Source organism: Streptomyces fulvorobeus (assembly GCF_013167895.1).
GTDB lineage: Bacteria > Actinomycetota > Actinomycetes > Streptomycetales > Streptomycetaceae > Streptomyces > Streptomyces fulvorobeus.
On sequence record NZ_BLWC01000001.1, the window covers coordinates 3,572,278 to 3,589,969 of the forward strand.

The following is a 17,692-nucleotide window of genomic DNA, read 5'->3' on the forward strand; positions in this document are numbered from 1 at the left end:
TGTTATTCTCAACGTTGAGATAAGTGTGAGCCAAGGGTCTGCGAACGTCAAGTATCTGAACGTTGAGGTATTCGGCTGAGCTGAGGGAGGAGCGCGGAATGAGTGAGCGTGAGGAGGCCCCGCAGCCGGGGGCCGAGGTCGACGCCATCGACGAACTGCGCGCCCAGTGGCGCCGCGAACGCCCGGACATGAGCCCGGCCGGGCTGGACGCCATGGCCCTGGTGGGTCGCATCAAGCGGGCCGAACAGCTGTTGAGCAAGGGCATGAAGCCGGTCTTCACCGAACACGGCCTGGAGTTCGCGGAGTTCGACGTACTCGCCACGCTGCGCAGGGTCGGGGCCCCGCACGAGCTCACCGCGGGCGGCCTCCTGAAGTCCGCGATGGTGACCTCCGGCGCGATCACCAACCGCCTCGACAGGCTGGAACGCAAGGGCCTGATCGAGCGTCACCCCGACCCCGCCGACCGCCGGGCCATCCGCGTACGGCTGACCGGCGCGGGGCTGGAGGTCGTCGACCGGGCCGTGGTCGATCACGTGGCGAACGAGGAACGGATGCTGGAGGGGCTGACGGCGCAGGACCGCCGGGCGCTCGACGGGGCGCTGCGGCGGCTGCTGATGTCACTGGGGGACACCCGTCTGGGCTGAGCGCCTCCTGGCTCAGGCGGCGGGCGGGGTGAGGGTCCAGGTCTGTGACGGGTCGGAACCGCATGCCGAGGAGGAGACGGCCTGGTCCCGCGCGGTGAGGCAGAAGCCGGTACCGGCGTTGACGACCCGGTCGTGGGTGTGCGGCGTCCACGTCAGGATCGGGATGTCCAGGCACGGGCCCACGGAGAGCGCCCCGGCCTCGTCGCTGTGCAGGCAGACTCCCGTACCGACGTTCTCGAACTGGCCGTCGTCGTTCGCCATCCACACCTGGCCGGGGGAGCCGTCGCAGCCGGTCATGGCCAGCGCCGAGCCGTCCGTTCCGAGGCAGCGGTCGCTCTGGTTGCTCCGGAGTGTGAAGCGCGGGTCCTCCTGGGGGGTGGGGGCGGCGAAAGCGTGGGCCGCGGGCAGCAGCAGCGCGAGGGTCAGGGTGGCGACGGCGGTGCGGAACGGGGCTCCGGTCACGGGGACTTCCTGTTCTGTCGGTGACGTACGCGGGGCGGGTGCGCCGCCTCGTACCCCTGAGGCTTCCGCAGCGTAGCCATCCGTACACCGTGCGCTACCTCGCGCGCCCCGGTTCGTGCTCCGTAAGACCTTTCGCGCCGGGCGCGGGGCTGGTGGGACCTCCCCGCGTGCCAGGAGAGCGCACCCCCGCGCTCGCGGCATGCCGGGGGTGACATCATCAGGGTCGAGGGTGTACCCGACGGGTACGACGTGCGAGTGGCCGCGATGGCGGTGCGAGACGTCCTGTCCGCGGACCGGGGCGAGGGGAAGAGGGAGATACTCACCTCTTTCCACTCTCAACTTATAGCGCACAGGGGGGCTTGCGGCAAGGCCCGGGTCATGCCTCACAATCGCTCGCTGAGGCCGGAACCTGCGGAAATGGGAGTTTTACTCAGTGCGTACTTCGAACACCAGCGCCTTCGACCTTCCCGATCGTCTGGCCGCCAAGGCCGACCCGGCGCTCATCTCCGGCGACGAGCAGCACTTCGCGGCCATCGCGGAGAGCCTGGAGGAGTCGATCGCCGAACTCTCCGACCGCCTCGCCGTCGTCCGCAGGTCACCCGGCGGCGCGGGCCAGCAGGCGATGGACCGGGACCTGGAGGTCCACCGGCTGACCGCCCGCCTGCGCGCACTGCGCCGCTTCGGCCTCGACCTGTGCCTCGGGCACATGGTCGGCGAGGACGACTCCGAGCCCGTGTACGTCGGACGGCTCGGCCTCACGGACAGCGAGGGCCGCCGGCTGCTGCTCGACTGGCGTTCTCCCGCCGCCGAGCCGTTCTTCGGCGCCACCCACGCCAACCCGATGGGTCTGGCCAGCCGCCGCAGGTACCGCTGGACACGCGGCCGGATCAGCGACTACTGGGACGAGGTCTTCACCCCGGACGGTATGGCGGGGCGGGCCGCGCTCGACGACCAGTCCGCCTTCATCGCCAGCCTGGGCACCAACCGGTCCGAGCGGATGCGTGACGTGCTCGGCACCATCCAGGCCGATCAGGACGCCATCATCCGCGCGAGCTCGCGCGGCGCTCTCGTCGTCGACGGCGGCCCGGGTACGGGGAAGACCGTCGTCGCCCTGCACCGCTCCGCCTACCTCCTCTACTCCGACCCGCGCCTGGGTCACCGCAGGGGCGGCGTGCTGTTCGTCGGCCCCCACCAGCCGTACCTGGGATACGTCGCCGACGTCCTGCCGAGCCTCGGCGAAGAGGGCGTGCAGACCTGCACGCTGCGCGACCTCGTCCCCGAGGGGGCGGAGGCGGCGGCCGAGACCGACCCGGACGTGGCCCGCCTGAAGTCGTCCGCCGACCTCGTGAAGGCGGTCGAGGCGGCCGTCAGGTTCTACGAGGAGCCGCCCACCACGGGCATGACCGTCACGACCCACTGGTCCGACATCCGGCTGACCGCCGGGGACTGGGCCGTCGCGTTCGACGCGGCACCGGGCATCCCGCACAACGAGGCGCGCGACCAGATCTGGGAGGAACTGCTCACGATCCTGGTCGACAAGCACGACGACGAGGACACGGCCGAGCCGCTGCGCAAGTCGCTCCACCAGAACAGGCAGCTGCTCGCGGTCTTCGACAACGCGTGGCCGCTGCTCGAAGCGACCGACCTGGTCGGGGACCTGTGGACCGTACCCGCCTATCTGCGCAAGTGCGCCCCCTGGCTGAGCCGCGAGGACGTGACGCGGCTCCAGCGGGAGGACGCCCACGCCTGGACGGTCTCCGACCTGCCGATCCTGGACGCGGCACGGCAGCGGCTCGGCGACCCGGCCGCGTCACGGCGTACGCGCAGGCACAAGGCGTCGGTCGCCGCCGAACGCGAGCAGATGACCAAGGTCATCGACGGCCTGATCGAAACCGACCAGGACGGTGAGGGCGCGCTGACGATGCTGCGCGGCCAGGACCTCAAAGAGACCCTGTTCGACGGGGCGGCCACCCTCGACATCGAACGGGACCTCCTCGCAGGACCGTTCGCGCACGTCGTCGTCGACGAGGCACAGGAACTGACCGACGCGGAGTGGCAGATGCTGCTGATCCGCTGCCCTTCGCGCAGTTTCACCATCGTCGGGGACCGTGCGCAGGCCCGGCACGGGTTCACCGAGTCGTGGCAGGAACGGCTGGAGCGGGTCGGGCTCGACCGGGTCAAGCTGGCCTCCCTGAGCATCAACTACCGGACGCCGGCCGAGATCATGGCGGAGGCGGAGCCGGTCATCCGGGCCGTGCTCCCGGACGCCAACGTGCCGACCTCCATCCGCAGCGGCGACCTCGCCGTCGTCCACGGTTCCGCCGCGGATCTGCCCGAGATCCTCGACACGTGGCTCGACGCCCACGCGGAGGGGGTCGCCTGCGTGATCGGCGATCCCACCTTCCGGCCGACGTCCCGCGTCCGCTCGCTGACGCCGTCCCTGTCGAAGGGCCTGGAGTTCGACCTCGTCGTCCTGGTCGACCCGGAGTCGTTCGGCGCGGGCATCGAGGGAGCGGTCGACCGCTATGTGGCGATGACCCGGGCGACCCAGCGACTCGTGATCCTCACGAGCTCCTGACAGCCCGCCGCTCGAAAGGGAGGGGGTGAGGGTCTTGCCGACGGCAGGACCCTCACCCCCTCACCGGCGGTGCGAAGCGCGGATGAGCTAGGCCACCCGGCGTGCGAACGCCTGGGACCTGCTGCGGCGCTTCGGGTCGAAGGCATCGACAGTGCCCGCCCCCGCACTGCCGGGACCCGCCTGCCACCCGCGGATCTTCCGGGCCACGCCCTTCACCCTCGGGTGGCCCGGCCGGTACGCGATCTCGAAGTGGGATTCCTTGGGAGTGGCGAGGTCGCCGCCCCACCTGACCACGCCGTCCAGCTCGGCGAGGATGTCACGCACCACGACGAGCTCGTTCGGGTACAGGCCGCCCTTGACGCCGACCGGGTACGCGAGCGGCCGGATGGCCAGCGCGGTTCCCGAAAGGTAGTTGGACTCGTAGTCCTCGACGACCTCGCGCGTCGTGGAGTGGCCGGTGACGTCGCCGGTGCGCAGTTGGTCGATCTCGTAATGGAACCGGCGGGCCACGTGCAGCAGGATCACCGCGGCGTCACCGTCGGCGAGACGCACCGACTGGCCCGAGCCCTCGATGTGAAGGAGTTCCGCCGCCTCCAGGACGGGCCAGCCGTTCGCCGACTTCGCGCCCGGCCAGGCTCGCCCCCGGGCACCGTCGGCCGACGGAACACCTGGGGCGGCGTGTGCGGTGCCAGGGAGGGTGGCCAGGGCCGTGACGGCCCCGAATGCGGCGCCCGCCATCAGGACACCGCGCCGGTCAATCTTGCTTCTCACTTCTCTTCCTTCCGATGATCGCCGTCGCAACGGCACCCGCGGCACAGCCGACGAGCATCACGGCGATGGCCACGAGAGAGGGGTTGACGAAGGCGGGGACCAGGTCATGATCGGCGTCACACCTGTTGTGCAACGGAAACCACTGCGAGGGTTCGCGCCAGTTCTCCGTCCGGTAGGCGTCGTCGTACGGGACACCGCGCGCCGCGCATGCCTCCCGCACGTCGAAACCGCCGGAGAACGCCCCGACGAACCACACGACACAGCCGATGCCGATCAGTACGACGGCTGGGAACACCCACCATCCGGGGTGTCGCCACCGGCGGGCAGGCAGTCCTCGTGCGGTCTTCCAGACGCTCAACACAAAGACGGCCAGGACGAGCGGGGGTAGTGCGATGGCGGCCAGTGCCGAGACGGCGTTCACTTACGGGGTGGTCCCTTCGTTCACTTACGGGCCGCGCGGCTCTTTGCGGCCTTGAGGTACTTCGCGTGGTTCGTCTCGTAGGTGGCGCGCAGCCTCTGCTCGGTGCCGGTGCGAGCCAGCAGTACATCGACGAAACCCTGTTCGAAAGGCTCCAGTTCGTCGTATCCGAGCATGGCCGGGAGCGTCTTGATCCCGCCCCGGACCGTCACCAGGCCGACCTGCGCGGCCAGGACTTCCTTGTCGTCAGCCGCGGTGAGAATATTGTGTGCCAGGAACTTGGCGTCCGTGGCATTGCCGCTGAAGCGCCCGTTCCAGTAACGGCTGAATCGCGTCAGACCGCCGCCTCCGTTGTAGAGGTCGCGGACGGCCTGGACGATCGTCTTGCCGTCGCGTACTGCCTTGGCCAGCAGCCACGCGTCGGCATCCTCGATCAGGTCGTTGTACCCGAAGCTCGACGCGACTCCGACCTTGGCCATCTTCAGCTGTACGAAGTTGCGGCCGTCGGGGTACTGGTCGTCGGCGTGGCGCCAGTCGGCATAGAGGGTGAGCAGGTCACCGCCCCAGCCGGCGACGTCGCCCTCGTTCACCGAACGCGGGTTGCTCGGCATCCAGGCGACGAAGTGCCCGTTGGCGGAAGCCATCAGGTGCTCGGCGCTCAGCTCGTAGGCGGTGTACGGGTCGACGAAGTCGGCCATGACCGACATGCCTTGCCGGTTGGCGTAGTCGACGAACGCCGCGTCGTACGAGCCGATCAGGAAGTCCCAGTCGCCGCCGCCGTACGCCTTGTGCCGGATGTACTCCATCACCAGCTGGTTCGGGTTGCGGTCGCCGGTATAGGCGACCGCGATGTCGTACAGGCGCTGGACGTAGTCGATGAAGGCGTCCGCCGGACCGGATGGCTTGTTCACACTGCTCTGGCCGAGGTCGACTCCCGAGATCACGTCGCGATCGAGATCGAAGACGTCCGACCCGTTGGTGACCTTGAATTCCTTGATCTGGTTGAACGACCAGTTGGCCGGGATCGGGAAGCCCAGGTTGCCGGAGAAACCCCAGGACATACCCGAGACGAACGAGAAGCGGGCTCCGGTCTGCCGGCTGACCACGGTGCAGACGTTCCGCGAACCGTAGACACCGTGCACATAGCGCTTGCCGTTGTACGCGAGCCCAGCGGCCACACCGTGGAAGTACGGCACGATCGCCGCGTCGATCTCCTCGCGGGTGGCGTCGTAGTCCACCGCGAAGTAGATGACGGTGCCACGGTTGAATCCATAGCCCGCGGCCAGCTTGTGGGCGTTGAGAGCGTGCTGATAGCCCTGGCTGTAAGTGAAGTCGGCAAGCTCGCGGGCGTTGTCCTGGTAGATCGGGAACACCTTCAGCCCGTTGCTGAAGATCGTGTTCAGCTCGCCCGGCTTGATCTCCTTGTCCAGGGTGGAGCCCGGCGGGTCGAAGATGTAACGGCCCACGATCTCGTACTTGTTGTTCCGCAGCCACTGCGCCCGGGACGCGGTGATCTCGAACCGGGTGTCGGAGCCCGTGGCGGGACGGTCCGGGTCACCCATCGAGACCAGGAGCTGCGCCCACGTCTGGTAGTCGGAGCGACCGGTGACCGTGAGCTTGGAGAACGCCTGGAAGATCTCGACCCACTCGCGCAGCTTGGAGTCGTAGCTGCTGCGCCAGGTGGTGGGCGTGCCGCCCTCGCTGGTGCCGCTCGGGACCGGGGAGTTGAACACGCACGCGGCGGAGAAGAGTTCGACCCAGAGGCCGGAGCTTCCCTCACCGAAGTTCTTGCCCTGCAGCCCGGTCTGGGTAGCAGGTCCGAAGTTGCCGGTGGGGGAGGCGATGCCGAGTTCGTACTGAATGGCGATCATCAGCGCCTTCTGCACGTCACGGGAGTAGATCCCGTCGCAGGGGCCGATGCTGTAGGCCGACTTGGTCCAGTAACGACTGTTCAGCCAACGCTGGATCGAACGGACCTCGTCCGTGCCGCCGGGGACCTTGATGTAGGCGTCCATGTTCAGGATGCACTTGAAGATCTTCGGCGTGGTGACGCCGCCGGCGGTGCCGGTGCCGCCGTCGGGCAGACCCATGTCGATGAGGAGGGCCTTGACCGCCTCGGTGGTCACGGCGCCGTAGCCGCCGTAGTCGTTGGCTCCCCAGTAGCCCTTGCAGAACAGGCCGTGCTGGATGATGCGGACGATGTTCGCGTTCTTGTTCCAGCCGAAGCCGATGTCGCCCAGGGCCTGGAGCTTCGTCATGGTGGTGGGACCGAAGCTGGCCACCACCGGGCTGATGCCCAGTTCGTGCTGAAGGCCCATGACAAGGGCGTTCATGGTGGACCAACTGGTGCGGCCGTCCTCGGAACAGCGTGTGTAACCGGAGACGCCGCCGTAGGTTGCGTTGACCCACTTCTGAGCGTCGAGGACCTTGTCGTCCAACGTCCGACCTTTCCGTACGGGAGTGGCACCGAGCCTCGGTGCTGCGTCGCGATCGCGGCACGCCGAAGGCGTGGTGCTGTGACGTCGACGGTACGTCCCGGAACTCTTCGCTCGCTCTTGGCTGGTAGGCACGGCAGACGGCTCGCGCGGACGTCTCCGTCTGCAACAGGCCGGGGATGAGTAGAGCGGTGCGTACTCCTTGATGAACGAGCCGCTGACGAACAGCGGGGCACCGAGCTCGTCCTGCGAGAGGCCCGCCTGCTCGCGGCTGTGACGGAGCTCTGCGCCGAGGAGCGCGCGGGGTGAGGAGGGGGGCGAGCTTCCGGGGACCTGGCATGGCAACTCCCTGTGACACACGTGCGGTTGTCGGGACAGCGCCTCTTCCAGGCCAGCCGCGCGTTGGACACTCCGGGTAGGCATTCTCATCACTCAGGGTGGAAGGTGGAACGGCATGTCAGCGACGGAGCGGCGCCGGGCGGCGGCGGGCAGGGTGCGGATGGCGGAGGATGCCGTGCGGCGGTTGAGGGAAGGGCTCGCCGACGTGGGCGTGAAGCTGCCCTCGCTGCGGATCGATCCCGTGTCGTGCGCGGGGAACGAGCCGTCGCCGCTGGTCGACCTCGGCTGCTGCAACCTCGATACGGCCCGGCGGCTGAGCGAGGTCCTGGAGGAGAAGGCGGTCGGCCATGAGCGGTGAGGTGCTCGAACCGTGTACGCCGGAGCTGGGGTCGTACGCCGTGGACACCCGGGACGGGCGGGTGGGACGGGTGTTGGGGCGCGTCGGACCGTACGTACAACTGCGCCCCCCGGGCGGCGGCGCCGAGTGGGACTGTGCGCCGGATCTCCTCCGGCCCGCGCCGCCGGGGCTGGTGCTGAGAGCCCGGGTGACGGAGATCAACCGGGAAGGGCGACTGCCGTGAGTGACCCGGACTCCGCACCGGACCAGCGAACGTCTCCGCGTCGGGGCCGGCGGTCGAGGGGCCAGGGACGACCGGCCCCGGTGGAGGGCCGGAGCCGCTCGGCCCGGTGGCCTGAGGGCTCACACGAACGGCGGGGCCGGACCCTCTTCAGGGCCGGCCCCGCCGGGTGGCGTCGTGCGCGCCAGGTCACACCGCGCCGGGGCTCCCGTAGTAGCCGCCGAGCTGCTCGCGGTAACCCGGGTCGTCCGTGTGCTTGTTCTTGTCGAACTCCGGCGAGTCCTTGATCTGGTCCTTGGTCAGGCTCACGTAGACCTTCCGGTCCTCGGTGTCCACGTGCTTGACCGTGCCCGCGGGCAGCAGGACTTCCTTGCCGAAGATCCACACTCCGGTGTCGACGACCAGGTAGGCCGAGCCGACCTCGTCGGAGTGCTTGTCGACCTTGCCGATGCTTCCGTCAGTCGCCTCGACCGCGTATCCGGTCAAGTCGGCGCCGGCGGTGTACCCGCTCGAAGGCTGGTAACCCCACAGGTTGTCGCTCATATTCGGCTCCTTCCTAGACGGTTCAATTCGGCGTGCCGGCCCCCACCGAGATGGTGGTGGGTGCCGCTCGGAATATCGCCTGCCCGGATGCGAGGGCCTCACACCTGCCCGTCGCGGGGCGGCGGCGTTCAGACCCCCGCGGGTTCCTTCGCCGGGGAGCCCGGGCCCGTACCGGCCGGGTCGGCCGGGCCGCCGGCCGCGATCTTCGACGGAGCCGGTTCCTGGGAGACGTCGAACTCCGTCAGGAGGTCCTGGCTGAAGCCGAAGAAGTAGGTGGCGACGAAGCCGGCGACGTAACCGGCCACCAGACCGCCCGCGTAGACCGCGATCGTGGAGCCCAGGCCGTGGTTGCCGTCCAGGAGGGGGAACAGCGCCCAGCCGGACGGTCCGATGGCCGTGGAGCCGACCGTGTCGCCGAGCTGGTTGAAGAGGCCGACGAAGCCGCCGCCGAACGCCCCGCCGACGCACGCCGTGATGAACGGGCGGCCCAGCGGGAGCGAGACGCCGTAGATCAGCGGCTCACCGACGCCGAGCAGCCCCGCCGGGAGTGCCGACCTGACGGTGCGGCGGATCGACTCGTTGCGGGGGAGGCGGAAGTAGACGGCCACGGCCGCACCGACCTGGCCGGCGCCGGCCATCGCGAGGATCGGGAGGAGGACCGTGTAGCCCTGCTGCTCGATGAGTGTCGTGTGGATGGGGATGAGGGCCTGGTGCAGGCCCAGCATCACCAGCGGGAGGAAGAAACCGCCCAGGACGAAGCCCGCGCCCGCGCCGCCGTTGGACAGCAGCCAGTCGGCGAACGTACCGATCGCGGAGGAGACCTCGCCCGCCACGTACATCAGCCCGAAGATCGTCACCAGGCCGGAGACCAGCACCGTGAGCGTCGGGGTGACCAGGACGTCCAGGGCCTCGGGCACCCAGCGGCGGCACCACTTCTCCACGTACACCGCCAGGACCGCCGCGCCCAGCGCGCCGAGCACACCGCCCTGGCCGGGGGAGAGCTGCTGGCCGAACGCGTCGACCCTGGCGACGCCCGGGAAGACGATGATCGCCGCGACCGCGCCGCCCAGGATCGGCGTACCGCCGAACTCCTTCGCCGTGTTGAAGCCGACGAAGACCGCGATCAGCGCCATGAAGCCGGAGGCCATCGCGGCGAGGGCGGGGGTGACGGCGGGCAGCCACTCCAGGTTGACCAGCAGGCCGTTGAGGCCGGCGATGATGCCGCAGCCGATGAGGGCCGGGATCAGCGGGACGAAGATGTTGGCGATCCTGCGCAGGAAGAGCTTGAACGGGGTGGCGTTCCTCGCCTTCTGCCGCGCCCTGATCGCCGCGCCCTGGGCGGCCAGCTCCTCGGAGGTGTGGACGACGGGGGCGGCCGCCCGCTCCTCCTCGACCAGGCGCTCGAACTCCGGAGTGACCCGGGCGACCGTGCCGGGCCCGAGGACGATCTGGTACGTCTCGTCCTCGACCACGCCCAGCACGGCGGGGATCGCCTTGAGCGCCTCGTCGTCGACCAGCGAGCGGTCGTGCAGGCCGAGGCGGAGCCGGGTCATGCAGTGGGCGATGGAGCTGACGTTCGCGGCGCCGCCGACGAGCGGGAGGATCGCGGCGGCGGTGGCGCGGTTCTTGTCTTCAGTAGCCATGGGGCGTGGTGCCTTGCTGTGCGGGGGTACGGGAGCGGTGCCGGGTGGGTCAGGTGGTGTGTACGGCCGCGAGGGCGGCGCGGAGGTGGCCGTCCGACTCGCTGAGGAGTGTGGCGGCGGTGGGGCCGTCGACCTGGCCGAGGATGGTCAGGATGGCGTTCTTCACCTCGCCGTCCGTGGCGGCGAGCGCCGCCTCGATCTCCTGGTCGGACGCGCCGGTGGCCAGCGAGACGATGCGGCGGGAGCGGGCCCGCAGCTTCTCGTTGGAGGCACGGACGTCGACCATCAGATTCCCGTACGTCTTGCCGAGCCGGATCATCGTGATCGTCGAGATCATGTTGAGGACGAGCTTCTGCGCCGTACCGGCCTTGAGGCGGGTGGAGCCGGTGAGCAGCTCGGGGCCGACGACCACTTCGAGGCCGTGCTCGGCGGCGGCGGCGAGCGCCGAGTCCGCGTTGCAGGACAGGCCGATGGTCAGCGCGCCCAGGGCGCGGGCGTGCTCGACGGCGCCGATCGCGTACGGAGTGCGGCCGGAGGCGGAGATGCCGACGACGGTGTCGTTCTCCGTGAGGGCGAGTGCGTCGAGGTCGGCGGCGGCCAGTTCCCTGCTGTCCTCGGCGCCCTCGACCGCCTTGACCATGGCGCCCGGGCCGCCCGCGATGAGGCCGACGACCTCGGACGGGTCGGTGTTGAAGGTGGGAGGGCACTCGCTGGCGTCGAGGACGCCGAGGCGGCCCGCCGTACCGGCGCCCGCGTAGACCAGCCGGCCGCCGCGCGCCATGCGGGCGGCGGTGGCGTCGATCGCGGCGGAGATCTGCGGGAGCTTGTCGGCGACGGCGGCGGGGACGGTGCTGTCCTCGCCGTTCATGATCCGGGCGATCTCCCGCGTCGGCAGCCGGTCGATGTCGGCGAGCTCCGGGCGGAACGCCTCGGTGGTGAGCGTGGCGAGCTCGGCGCGCAGCTCCCCGTATCCGGCGGAGACGGCGGGGGAGGCGGTGTCGGCGTCGGTGTCAGTGGATGAGGTCATGGAGAGCGGCTCTGCTTTCTCGATCTCGTACGTTCGGTGGATCGGTGGTGCGGTAGCCCGGGGGCCGGGGCGCGCGGTCGCCGGACGGCGTGGTCAGCGCGTGCGCGGGCTGTGGCGGTGCGCGAGCGCTTCGTACGACGCGGCGAGCGCGGGGGCCGCCGTCTCGTACGTACGCTGCGCGATGCCTATGAACAGGCAGTCCACCACCAGGAGCTGGCTCGTGCGACTCGACATGGCGGCGGGCCGCAGCTCGCTCTCGCGGGCCGTGGACGTCGTCAGGACGTGATCCGCGTACTGCGAGACCGGGCCGTCGGGGCGGCCGGTGATCGCGACGGTCGTCGCCCCGTGGTCGAAGGCGACCCGCAGCGGCTCGATGACGTCGCTCGTGGAGCCCGAGTGGGTGATCGCGATCGCCACGTCACCGGAGCGGAGCTGTACGGCGTTGGTGACCGCGAGGTGGGGGTCGGCGTGGGCGTGGGCTATCAGGCCGATGCGCAGGAGCTTCTGCGCGAGGTCCTGGCCGACGAGCGAGGAGGCGCCCGCGCCGTAGATGTCGATGCGGCGCGCGGTCGACGCGGCGGCGACGGCGGCGCCGAGCTGCACGGTGTCCAGGCCGGACGCGGTGTCGGCGAGGGTCTGCTGCTCGTCGTAGGCGAGCTTGGCGACCACTTCGGCGATCGGGTCGTCCACCGTGATGTCGGCCGTGACGGCCGGGGCGCGGCCGGACAGCTGGTGGGCGGCGAGGCCGGCGAGCGCGAGGCGCAGGTCGCGGTAGCCGGGGTAGCCGAGGAGGCGGGCGGTGCGGACCACGGTGGCCTCGCTGGTGCCGGTGAGCTCGGCGAGACCGGTGACGGTGAGGGCGGCGCACCCGGCAGGGTCCCCCGCGACGGCTTCGGCGACCCGCTGCATGGAGCGGGTCATGGACGGTGCGAGGGTCCGGACCTTGGCCGCCAGAGCGGCAGGGGCGGGCGGCGAATCGCCCTTGAAACTTTCCTTCACTTCATTGGTCACATTTGAAAGATATTTTCAATGGGTGGGGTCGTCAAGCCCCTCTGGCGCCTCTTCCTTCGAGGGACAATGGCCGCATGGAGATGAACCCCCTGGAACAGGCGCTGCACTCGGCCCGGGCCCTTGTCATGGCCGATCTCGTCGCGGGCGACGTCGCCGATGCCGAGATCGTCTCGCTGGTCGAGGACGCCGTGACGCACCGGCGCTGGTGGGTCGAGCAGTGGCCCGACGGCGCGGGTTTCGTCGCCGGGCTGATCGCCCAGGACGTGCAGGACGCCCTGCTGGAGAGGTACGGGCGCTGGCCCCTGTGCCCGGTCTGCGAGGACGGCCCGCACGCGCTCGACGTCGAACCCGAACTCGGCCCCGATCCGCAGTGGGTCTGCACGAAGGCCGCCGTGCGGGTCGCCCCCGTGGGCGGCCTCGGCGGGGTGCTGCGACGTTGACGCTCTACATCGACCCGCCGGACTGGCCGGGGCACGGGCTGCTCTGGTCGCACCTGGTCAGTGACGTCTCGTTCGACGAGCTGCACGCGTTCGCGGCCTCGATCGGCTGCCCGCCGCGCGCCTTCGACCGCGACCACTACGACGTACCGGCGGAGCGGTACGCCAGGGCCGTGCGGGGCGGCGCGTGCGAGGTCGGGTCGAAGGAGCTGGTGCGCCGCCTGACGGCGGCGGGTCTGCGCAGACCGAAGGGGCGCCCCGCGCCGGGATAGCGGCAGGGGCGCGGCGCTCCGCCGGCACGGGCGCCGAGCGTTCAGCCGTAAGTCCTCAGCCGTGTGTTCCTACCCGGGTGTCTTCACCCACGGGTCGTCATCCGCTGTGTCCGCTGTGTCCGCGCCCGCCGGGGACTTCGCCGAGGCGACCAGGCGGGCCGGGGTGCCCGCTCCCCGGTGCAGCCGCAGCGAGAAGAGCACCGTCACCAGCGCCAGCACCGTCATCGCGGCCCCCGCCCAAGCCGTCGCCGCGAAACCGAGGCCCGCGTCGATCACCGTGCCGCCCAGCCACGGCCCGCTGGTGTTGCCGAGGTTGAACGCGGCCGTCGTCGTCGCACCGGCCAGGGTCGGGGCCGCGCCCGCCACGTTGAACATGCGGGCGTTGAGCGCGGGCGCCGTGAAGAACGCCGAGAGTCCCAGCAGGAAGGCCAGCGCGACGACGACGGCCGGGCTGGAGGCGAACAGGGCCAGCGCCACCAGACAGACCATGGACGCCGTGATCCCGCTCAGCAGCACCCCGAACAGGTGCGCGTCCGCGAGCCGGCCGCCGATCGTCGTACCGATCAGCGCGCCGGCACCGAACAGCCCCAGCACCCACGGCACCCAGCCCGATCCCAGCCCCGCCACATCCGTGAGCAGCGGCGAGAGGTAGCTGAACGCGCAGAAGACACCACCGGCCGCGAGCGCCGTGATGACGACGGAGAGCTGGACCTGCCGGTCCCGGTAGATCGAGATCTCCCGCTTGAGCTGCGGCTTCTCGGCCGGGAGCGGGATACGGGGGATGAGCGTCGCCACCCCGGCCAGCGCCACGGCGGACGCCGCGCCCACCGCCCAGAACGCCGAACGCCAGCCCAGGTGCTCACCGAGGAACGCCCCGAGCGGCACGCCCAGCACGTTGGCGATCGACAGCCCGCCGATCATCACGGCCATGGCCCTCGCCCGCGCGTTCACCGGCACCATCGCGATGGCGACGGCCGCCCCGACGGCCCAGAAACCCGCGCAGGCGAAGGCGCTCACCACACGCGACACGAAGAGCACCTCGTACGTCGGAGCCAGCGCGCCCGCGATCTGACCGAGGCCGAAGACCGAGATCAGCGCGATGAGGGTGGTGCGGCGCGGCAGCCGCAGCGTGGCCACGGCGAGCAGCGGGGCGCCGACCACCATGCCGATCGCGAAGGCCGATATGAGGAGGCCGGCCTGCGGAATGGAGACGTCCATGTCGTCGGCGATCGGTGGCAGCAGCCCGGACAGCATGAACTCGCTGGTACCGAGGGCGAAGACCGAGAGCCCCAGGATGTAGACGGCCAAGGGCATGGGGGCGCGACGGGAGGGGCGGGAGACGGAGTCGGGCATGACATGCGGTAACGCCCCCTCCGGCGCTCACATTCCCGACAGCAGTTCCAGCTCGGTCGTGAGGTTCTGCCGCGCCCTCGGCTCCCACACCTCGCTCCCGTGCGGGGTGCGGAACAGGCAGGGCAGCCCGAGGAGCCGGCGCAGCACCGCCGCCCGGCCCTCGCGGAACGCCTCGTCGGGTACGAAGGCGTACTCCTCGCGCACCTGGGCCGCGTACTCCGCGTACTCCCTGGGGCCGGACGCCAGGACCGCCAGGTCCGCGTCGCACAGCACCTCCCCGTCGCTGTCGCCGTCCGCCGGGTCGTGGGTGACGGTGAGCCGTACGAGCCGGGCCACCTCGGCGACGGCGTCGGCGGGCACGCCCGCCTCGGACAGGGCGCGCTCGGCCAGTACGGCGCTGCGTTCCTCGTTCTCGGAGCGGTCCGGGCGGTAGACGGCGTCGTGGAACCAGGCGGCGAGGCGCACCACGTCCGGGTCCGCCGCATGGCGGGCCAGCGTGTCGATCCGGTCCAGGACCGCGGCCAGGTGGGCGGTGGTGTGGTAGCGCCGCTGGGGTTCGGCCCAGCGGGCCAGCAGGTTGTCGGCGTACGGCAGCGGGTCGGGGTCCTCGGCGCCGTCCCGGACGGCGAGAAGGGTCTCGCGCCAGCGGGTACGGAGGCGGGCCCCGGCGCTGTCGCCCGGGTCGCTGTGGTCGCTGCTGTCGGTCATGGGGCGACTCTAGAGCGGGAGTCGCGCTTGTCGGACGGTCGGACACTCGCTAGCTTGCGGCTGTGGCAGACCTCGGCACGGATGCGGATACGGATACCGGTACAGGTACGGATACGGGCACGGACATCGGCGGGGGGCCCGGCATCGATCTCAACGCGGACCTCGGCGAGGGCTTCGGGCAGTGGACGCTCACCGACGACGACGCGTTGCTCGCCACGGTCACCAGCGCCAACGTGGCCTGCGGATTCCACGCGGGCGACCCCTCCGTCATGCGGCGCGTCTGCGAGGTGGCGGCGGAGCGGGGCGTACGGATCGGAGCCCAGGTCTCGTACCGCGATCTCGCCGGGTTCGGGCGCCGCGGATGGACGTGCCCGCCGCCGAGCTGACCGCCGAGGTCGCCTACCAGATCGGGGCCCTGCGGGTCTTCGCGGAGGCCGCCGGATCGGCGGTCTCGTACGTGAAGCCCCACGGCGCGCTCTACAACCGGGTCGTCCGGGACGACGAGCAGGCCGCCGCCGTCGTCGCGGGCGTGGTGCTGGCGGGCGGGCGGCTCGCGGTCCTCGGCCTGCCCGGCTCCCGGCTGCTCGCCCGGGCCGGGGCCGCCGGGCTCACCCCGGTCGAGGAAGCCTTCGCCGACCGCGCGTACACCCCGCAGGGCACGCTCGTGCCGCGCGGAGAGCCCGGGGCGGTCGTGCACGACCCGGACGAGGTCGTGGCCCGCAGCCTCGGGATGGCCCTCGACCGGAGCGTCACGGCACGCGACGGCACGCGCGTACCGGTCGCCGCCCGCTCCCTGTGCGTCCACGGCGACACCCCGGGCGCGGCGGCGCTCGCCCGCCGGGTCAGGGCCGCGCTGGAGGACGCGGGCGTCGGCGTGCGGTCCTTCGTATGAGTACGCCGGCCTTCTCCGTCCTGCGCATGCTGCCCGTCGGGACGGACGCCCTGCTGGTCGAGTGCGCGTCGGGGGAGCAGGCGGAAGCCCTCTACGCGGAGCTGCTGCGGCGGCGCGCGGACGGGGAGCTGCCCGCCGTGCGCGACATGGTCCCCGCGGCGCGGACCGTACTCCTGGACGGCATCACGTACCCCGGCGGCGGTCCGGGGCCGCAACGGTTCGCGGCGGACATCGCGTCCTGGCGCGTTCCCGAGCTGCGCCGGGCGCCGGGGGACGAGGTCGAGATCCCCGTCGTCTACGACGGCCCGGACCTGGCGGACGTCGCCGAGGCGTGGGGTGTGGAGGTCGCCGAGGTGGCGAGGACGCACGCGGAGACCGCGTTCCGGGTGGCGTTCTGCGGGTTCGCGCCCGGATTCGGCTATCTGACGGGGCTGCCGGAGCATCTGCGGGTGCCGCGGCGGGCGACGCCCCGTACCCGGGTCGGGGCGGGGGCGGTGGCCCTCGCGGGGCCGTACACCGGTGTGTATCCGCGTGACTCGCCGGGCGGCTGGCAGCTCATCGGGCGGATGCCGGAGCCGGGCACGCTCTGGGACCCGGCCCGCGAACCGGCCGCGCTGCTGGTTCCCGGTACGCGGGTGCGGTTCGTGCCGGTGCCCGTGCCTCCGGGGGCGCGGAGGTGACCGGGGGGCTGGAGGTGGTGCGGGCCGGGGCGCTGACCACCGTGCAGGACCAGGGCCGTGGCGGCTGGGCCCACCTGGGCGTGGGGCGGGCCGGGGCCCTGGACGCTCCGGCGTACCGCCTCGCCAACCGGCTCGTCGGCAACGCGGAGTCCGCGGCGGCGCTGGAGACGACGGTCACCGGGTGCGCGGTACGGGCGGTGGCGACGGGCGGGTTCGTGGTCGCCGTCGTGGGCGGTGCGGTGTGCCGGGTGACGGTGGACGGCCGGGCGGCGGCGTGGGGCGCGCCCGTCCGCGTACCGGAAGGCGCGGTCCTGGAGGCGGGGCCCGCGGTGAGCGGACTGCGGAGTTATCTGGCGTTCGCGGGAGGAGTGGCGGTCGATCCGGTGCTGGGCAGCCGTTCCGCCGACCTGCTCTCGGGGCTGGGGCCCGCGCCTCTGCGCGAGGGGGACGTGCTGCCGCTGGGGCGGCCGGGGCGCTCCTGTCCGCCGGTCCCGGACGCGGTGCCCTGGCCGGGGGCGGCGCCCGCCGGGCTCGTACTCCCGGTGCGTCCGGGGCCCCGGCACACGTGGTTCACGCAGACCGCGCTGCGGACGCTGACCACGGCGGTGTACCGGGTCTCGGACCGCAGCAACCGCATCGGGCTGCGCTTGGACGGGCCCGCGCTGGAGCGGGCCCGGGGCGATGAGCTGCCGAGCGAGGGCGTGGTCCTGGGGGCGGTCCAGGTGCCGGCGGACGGGCGGCCTGTGGTGTTCCTCAACGACCATCCCACGACGGGCGGTTACCCGGTGATCGGGGTCGTACCGGAGCGGGCGCTCGCGGGGGCGGCGCGGGTGGGGCCGGGGGCGGATGTGCGGTTCGTCCTGGGGTGAGGGGGACGCCCGCGGCGGGGCCCGTCCCTCCA

General features: G+C 71.4%; 18 protein-coding genes and 2 pseudogenes. 9 read left to right on the forward strand and 11 right to left on the reverse strand.

The window, feature by feature from the left end; translation table 11 throughout:
* Positions 1–98: 98 nt before the first annotated feature.
* A complete protein-coding gene (locus Sfulv_RS16245; RefSeq protein ID WP_173314590.1) occupies positions 99–644 on the forward strand; it encodes a MarR family winged helix-turn-helix transcriptional regulator in 546 nt (181 codons plus the stop codon).
* A gap of 12 nt (positions 645–656) precedes the next feature.
* Here Sfulv_RS16245 and Sfulv_RS16250 read toward each other — a convergent pair whose 3' ends face one another.
* On the reverse strand, positions 657–1,106 hold the full coding sequence (locus Sfulv_RS16250; RefSeq protein WP_173314592.1) for an RICIN domain-containing protein: 450 nt from the start codon (positions 1,104–1,106) through the stop codon (positions 657–659).
* Between the two features lie 433 nt (positions 1,107–1,539).
* Between Sfulv_RS16250 and helR the strand changes: the two genes are divergently transcribed.
* Positions 1,540–3,684, forward strand: coding sequence for an RNA polymerase recycling motor ATPase HelR (gene helR, locus Sfulv_RS16255; protein WP_173314593.1), 2,145 nt, complete (start codon positions 1,540–1,542; stop codon positions 3,682–3,684).
* A gap of 87 nt (positions 3,685–3,771) precedes the next feature.
* Here helR and Sfulv_RS16260 read toward each other — a convergent pair whose 3' ends face one another.
* The 4 genes and pseudogenes from Sfulv_RS16260 to Sfulv_RS30485 all read right to left on the reverse strand — a co-directional run.
* A complete protein-coding gene (locus Sfulv_RS16260; RefSeq protein ID WP_173317923.1) occupies positions 3,772–4,422 on the reverse strand; it encodes a hypothetical protein in 651 nt (216 codons plus the stop codon).
* Between the two features lie 16 nt (positions 4,423–4,438).
* Positions 4,439–4,876: a hypothetical protein gene (locus Sfulv_RS16265; RefSeq protein ID WP_173314595.1), complete on the reverse strand. Its 438-nt coding sequence runs from the start codon at positions 4,874–4,876 to the stop codon at positions 4,439–4,441.
* A gap of 20 nt (positions 4,877–4,896) precedes the next feature.
* Positions 4,897–7,311: a glycoside hydrolase domain-containing protein gene (locus Sfulv_RS16270; protein ID WP_173314597.1), complete on the reverse strand. Its 2,415-nt coding sequence runs from the start codon at positions 7,309–7,311 to the stop codon at positions 4,897–4,899.
* 103 nt (positions 7,312–7,414) lie between these two features.
* A pseudogene (locus Sfulv_RS30485) lies at positions 7,415–7,648 on the reverse strand (Scr1 family TA system antitoxin-like transcriptional regulator); the annotation flags it as partial.
* Between the two features lie 114 nt (positions 7,649–7,762).
* Here Sfulv_RS30485 and Sfulv_RS16275 point away from each other — a divergent pair.
* A complete protein-coding gene (locus tag Sfulv_RS16275) occupies positions 7,763–8,005 on the forward strand; it encodes a hypothetical protein (protein WP_173314599.1) in 243 nt (80 codons plus the stop codon).
* On the forward strand, positions 7,995–8,228 hold the full coding sequence (locus Sfulv_RS16280) for a hypothetical protein (RefSeq protein ID WP_173314601.1): 234 nt from the start codon (positions 7,995–7,997) through the stop codon (positions 8,226–8,228). The genes Sfulv_RS16275 and Sfulv_RS16280 overlap by 11 nt, the downstream gene beginning before the upstream one ends.
* A gap of 186 nt (positions 8,229–8,414) precedes the next feature.
* On the opposite strand, the gene Sfulv_RS16285 is transcribed toward Sfulv_RS16280, so the two are convergent.
* From Sfulv_RS16285 to Sfulv_RS16300, 4 genes are all read right to left on the reverse strand, one after another.
* Positions 8,415–8,768 carry a PRC-barrel domain-containing protein gene (locus tag Sfulv_RS16285; protein ID WP_173314603.1) on the reverse strand — a complete coding sequence of 118 codons (354 nt, stop codon included), beginning with the start codon at positions 8,766–8,768 and terminating at the stop codon, positions 8,415–8,417.
* Positions 8,769–8,896: 128 nt separating this feature from the next.
* Entirely contained in the window at positions 8,897–10,411 is a 1,515-nt protein-coding gene (locus tag Sfulv_RS16290; RefSeq protein ID WP_173314605.1) for a PTS transporter subunit EIIC, read from the reverse strand.
* A 49-nt stretch (positions 10,412–10,460) separates the two neighbouring features.
* Positions 10,461–11,438 (reverse strand): N-acetylmuramic acid 6-phosphate etherase, encoded by a 978-nt coding sequence (murQ, locus tag Sfulv_RS16295; RefSeq protein ID WP_173314607.1) that lies wholly within the window; start codon positions 11,436–11,438, stop codon positions 10,461–10,463.
* Between the two features lie 93 nt (positions 11,439–11,531).
* Entirely contained in the window at positions 11,532–12,449 is a 918-nt protein-coding gene (locus Sfulv_RS16300) for a MurR/RpiR family transcriptional regulator (RefSeq protein ID WP_173314609.1), read from the reverse strand.
* 74 nt (positions 12,450–12,523) lie between these two features.
* On the opposite strand from Sfulv_RS16300, the gene Sfulv_RS16305 reads away from it, so the two are divergent.
* Both Sfulv_RS16305 and Sfulv_RS16310 read left to right on the forward strand, forming a co-directional pair.
* Positions 12,524–12,889 (forward strand): DUF8819 family protein, encoded by a 366-nt coding sequence (locus tag Sfulv_RS16305; protein WP_173314611.1) that lies wholly within the window; start codon positions 12,524–12,526, stop codon positions 12,887–12,889.
* Entirely contained in the window at positions 12,886–13,158 is a 273-nt protein-coding gene (locus tag Sfulv_RS16310) for a DUF4031 domain-containing protein (RefSeq protein WP_173314613.1), read from the forward strand. Before Sfulv_RS16305 ends, Sfulv_RS16310 begins: the two co-directional genes overlap by 4 nt.
* A 69-nt stretch (positions 13,159–13,227) precedes the next feature.
* Here Sfulv_RS16310 and Sfulv_RS16315 read toward each other — a convergent pair whose 3' ends face one another.
* Together Sfulv_RS16315 and Sfulv_RS16320 are read right to left on the reverse strand one after the other, a co-directional pair.
* Complete coding sequence (locus Sfulv_RS16315; protein ID WP_173314615.1) at positions 13,228–14,472, reverse strand: Cmx/CmrA family chloramphenicol efflux MFS transporter; 1,245 nt, start codon at positions 14,470–14,472, stop codon at positions 13,228–13,230.
* A 66-nt stretch (positions 14,473–14,538) separates the two neighbouring features.
* Positions 14,539–15,219: an HD domain-containing protein gene (locus Sfulv_RS16320; RefSeq protein WP_173314617.1), complete on the reverse strand. Its 681-nt coding sequence runs from the start codon at positions 15,217–15,219 to the stop codon at positions 14,539–14,541.
* 143 nt (positions 15,220–15,362) lie between these two features.
* Here Sfulv_RS16320 and Sfulv_RS16325 point away from each other — a divergent pair.
* From Sfulv_RS16325 to Sfulv_RS16335, 3 genes and pseudogenes are all read left to right on the forward strand, one after another.
* Positions 15,363–16,111 (forward strand): annotated as a pseudogene (locus Sfulv_RS16325) (LamB/YcsF family protein).
* Complete coding sequence (locus tag Sfulv_RS16330; protein WP_246353141.1) at positions 16,108–16,791, forward strand: 5-oxoprolinase subunit B family protein; 684 nt, start codon at positions 16,108–16,110, stop codon at positions 16,789–16,791. Before Sfulv_RS16325 ends, Sfulv_RS16330 begins: the two are co-directional and overlap by 4 nt.
* Positions 16,788–17,660 carry a 5-oxoprolinase subunit C family protein gene (locus Sfulv_RS16335; protein ID WP_173314619.1) on the forward strand — a complete coding sequence of 291 codons (873 nt, stop codon included), beginning with the start codon at positions 16,788–16,790 and terminating at the stop codon, positions 17,658–17,660. Before Sfulv_RS16330 ends, Sfulv_RS16335 begins: the two co-directional genes overlap by 4 nt.
* Positions 17,661–17,692: the final 32 nt, after the last annotated feature.

Coding starts and splice junctions, on each gene's coding strand:
- Sfulv_RS16245 (WP_173314590.1), top strand. CDS start 99: ATGAGTGAGCGTGAGGAGGCCCCGCAGCCGGGGGCCGAGGTCGACGCC.
- Sfulv_RS16260 (WP_173317923.1), bottom strand. CDS start 4,422: ATGGCGGGCGCCGCATTCGGGGCCGTCACGGCCCTGGCCACCCTCCCT.
- Sfulv_RS16275 (WP_173314599.1), top strand. CDS start 7,763: ATGTCAGCGACGGAGCGGCGCCGGGCGGCGGCGGGCAGGGTGCGGATG.
- Sfulv_RS16280 (WP_173314601.1), top strand. CDS start 7,995: ATGAGCGGTGAGGTGCTCGAACCGTGTACGCCGGAGCTGGGGTCGTAC.
- Sfulv_RS16285 (WP_173314603.1), bottom strand. CDS start 8,768: ATGAGCGACAACCTGTGGGGTTACCAGCCTTCGAGCGGGTACACCGCC.
- Sfulv_RS16290 (WP_173314605.1), bottom strand. CDS start 10,411: ATGGCTACTGAAGACAAGAACCGCGCCACCGCCGCCGCGATCCTCCCG.
- murQ (WP_173314607.1), bottom strand. CDS start 11,438: ATGACCTCATCCACTGACACCGACGCCGACACCGCCTCCCCCGCCGTC.
- Sfulv_RS16305 (WP_173314611.1), top strand. CDS start 12,524: ATGGAGATGAACCCCCTGGAACAGGCGCTGCACTCGGCCCGGGCCCTT.
- Sfulv_RS16315 (WP_173314615.1), bottom strand. CDS start 14,472: ATGCCCTTGGCCGTCTACATCCTGGGGCTCTCGGTCTTCGCCCTCGGT.
- Sfulv_RS16320 (WP_173314617.1), bottom strand. CDS start 15,219: ATGACCGACAGCAGCGACCACAGCGACCCGGGCGACAGCGCCGGGGCC.
- Sfulv_RS16330 (WP_246353141.1), top strand. CDS start 16,108: ATGAGTACGCCGGCCTTCTCCGTCCTGCGCATGCTGCCCGTCGGGACG.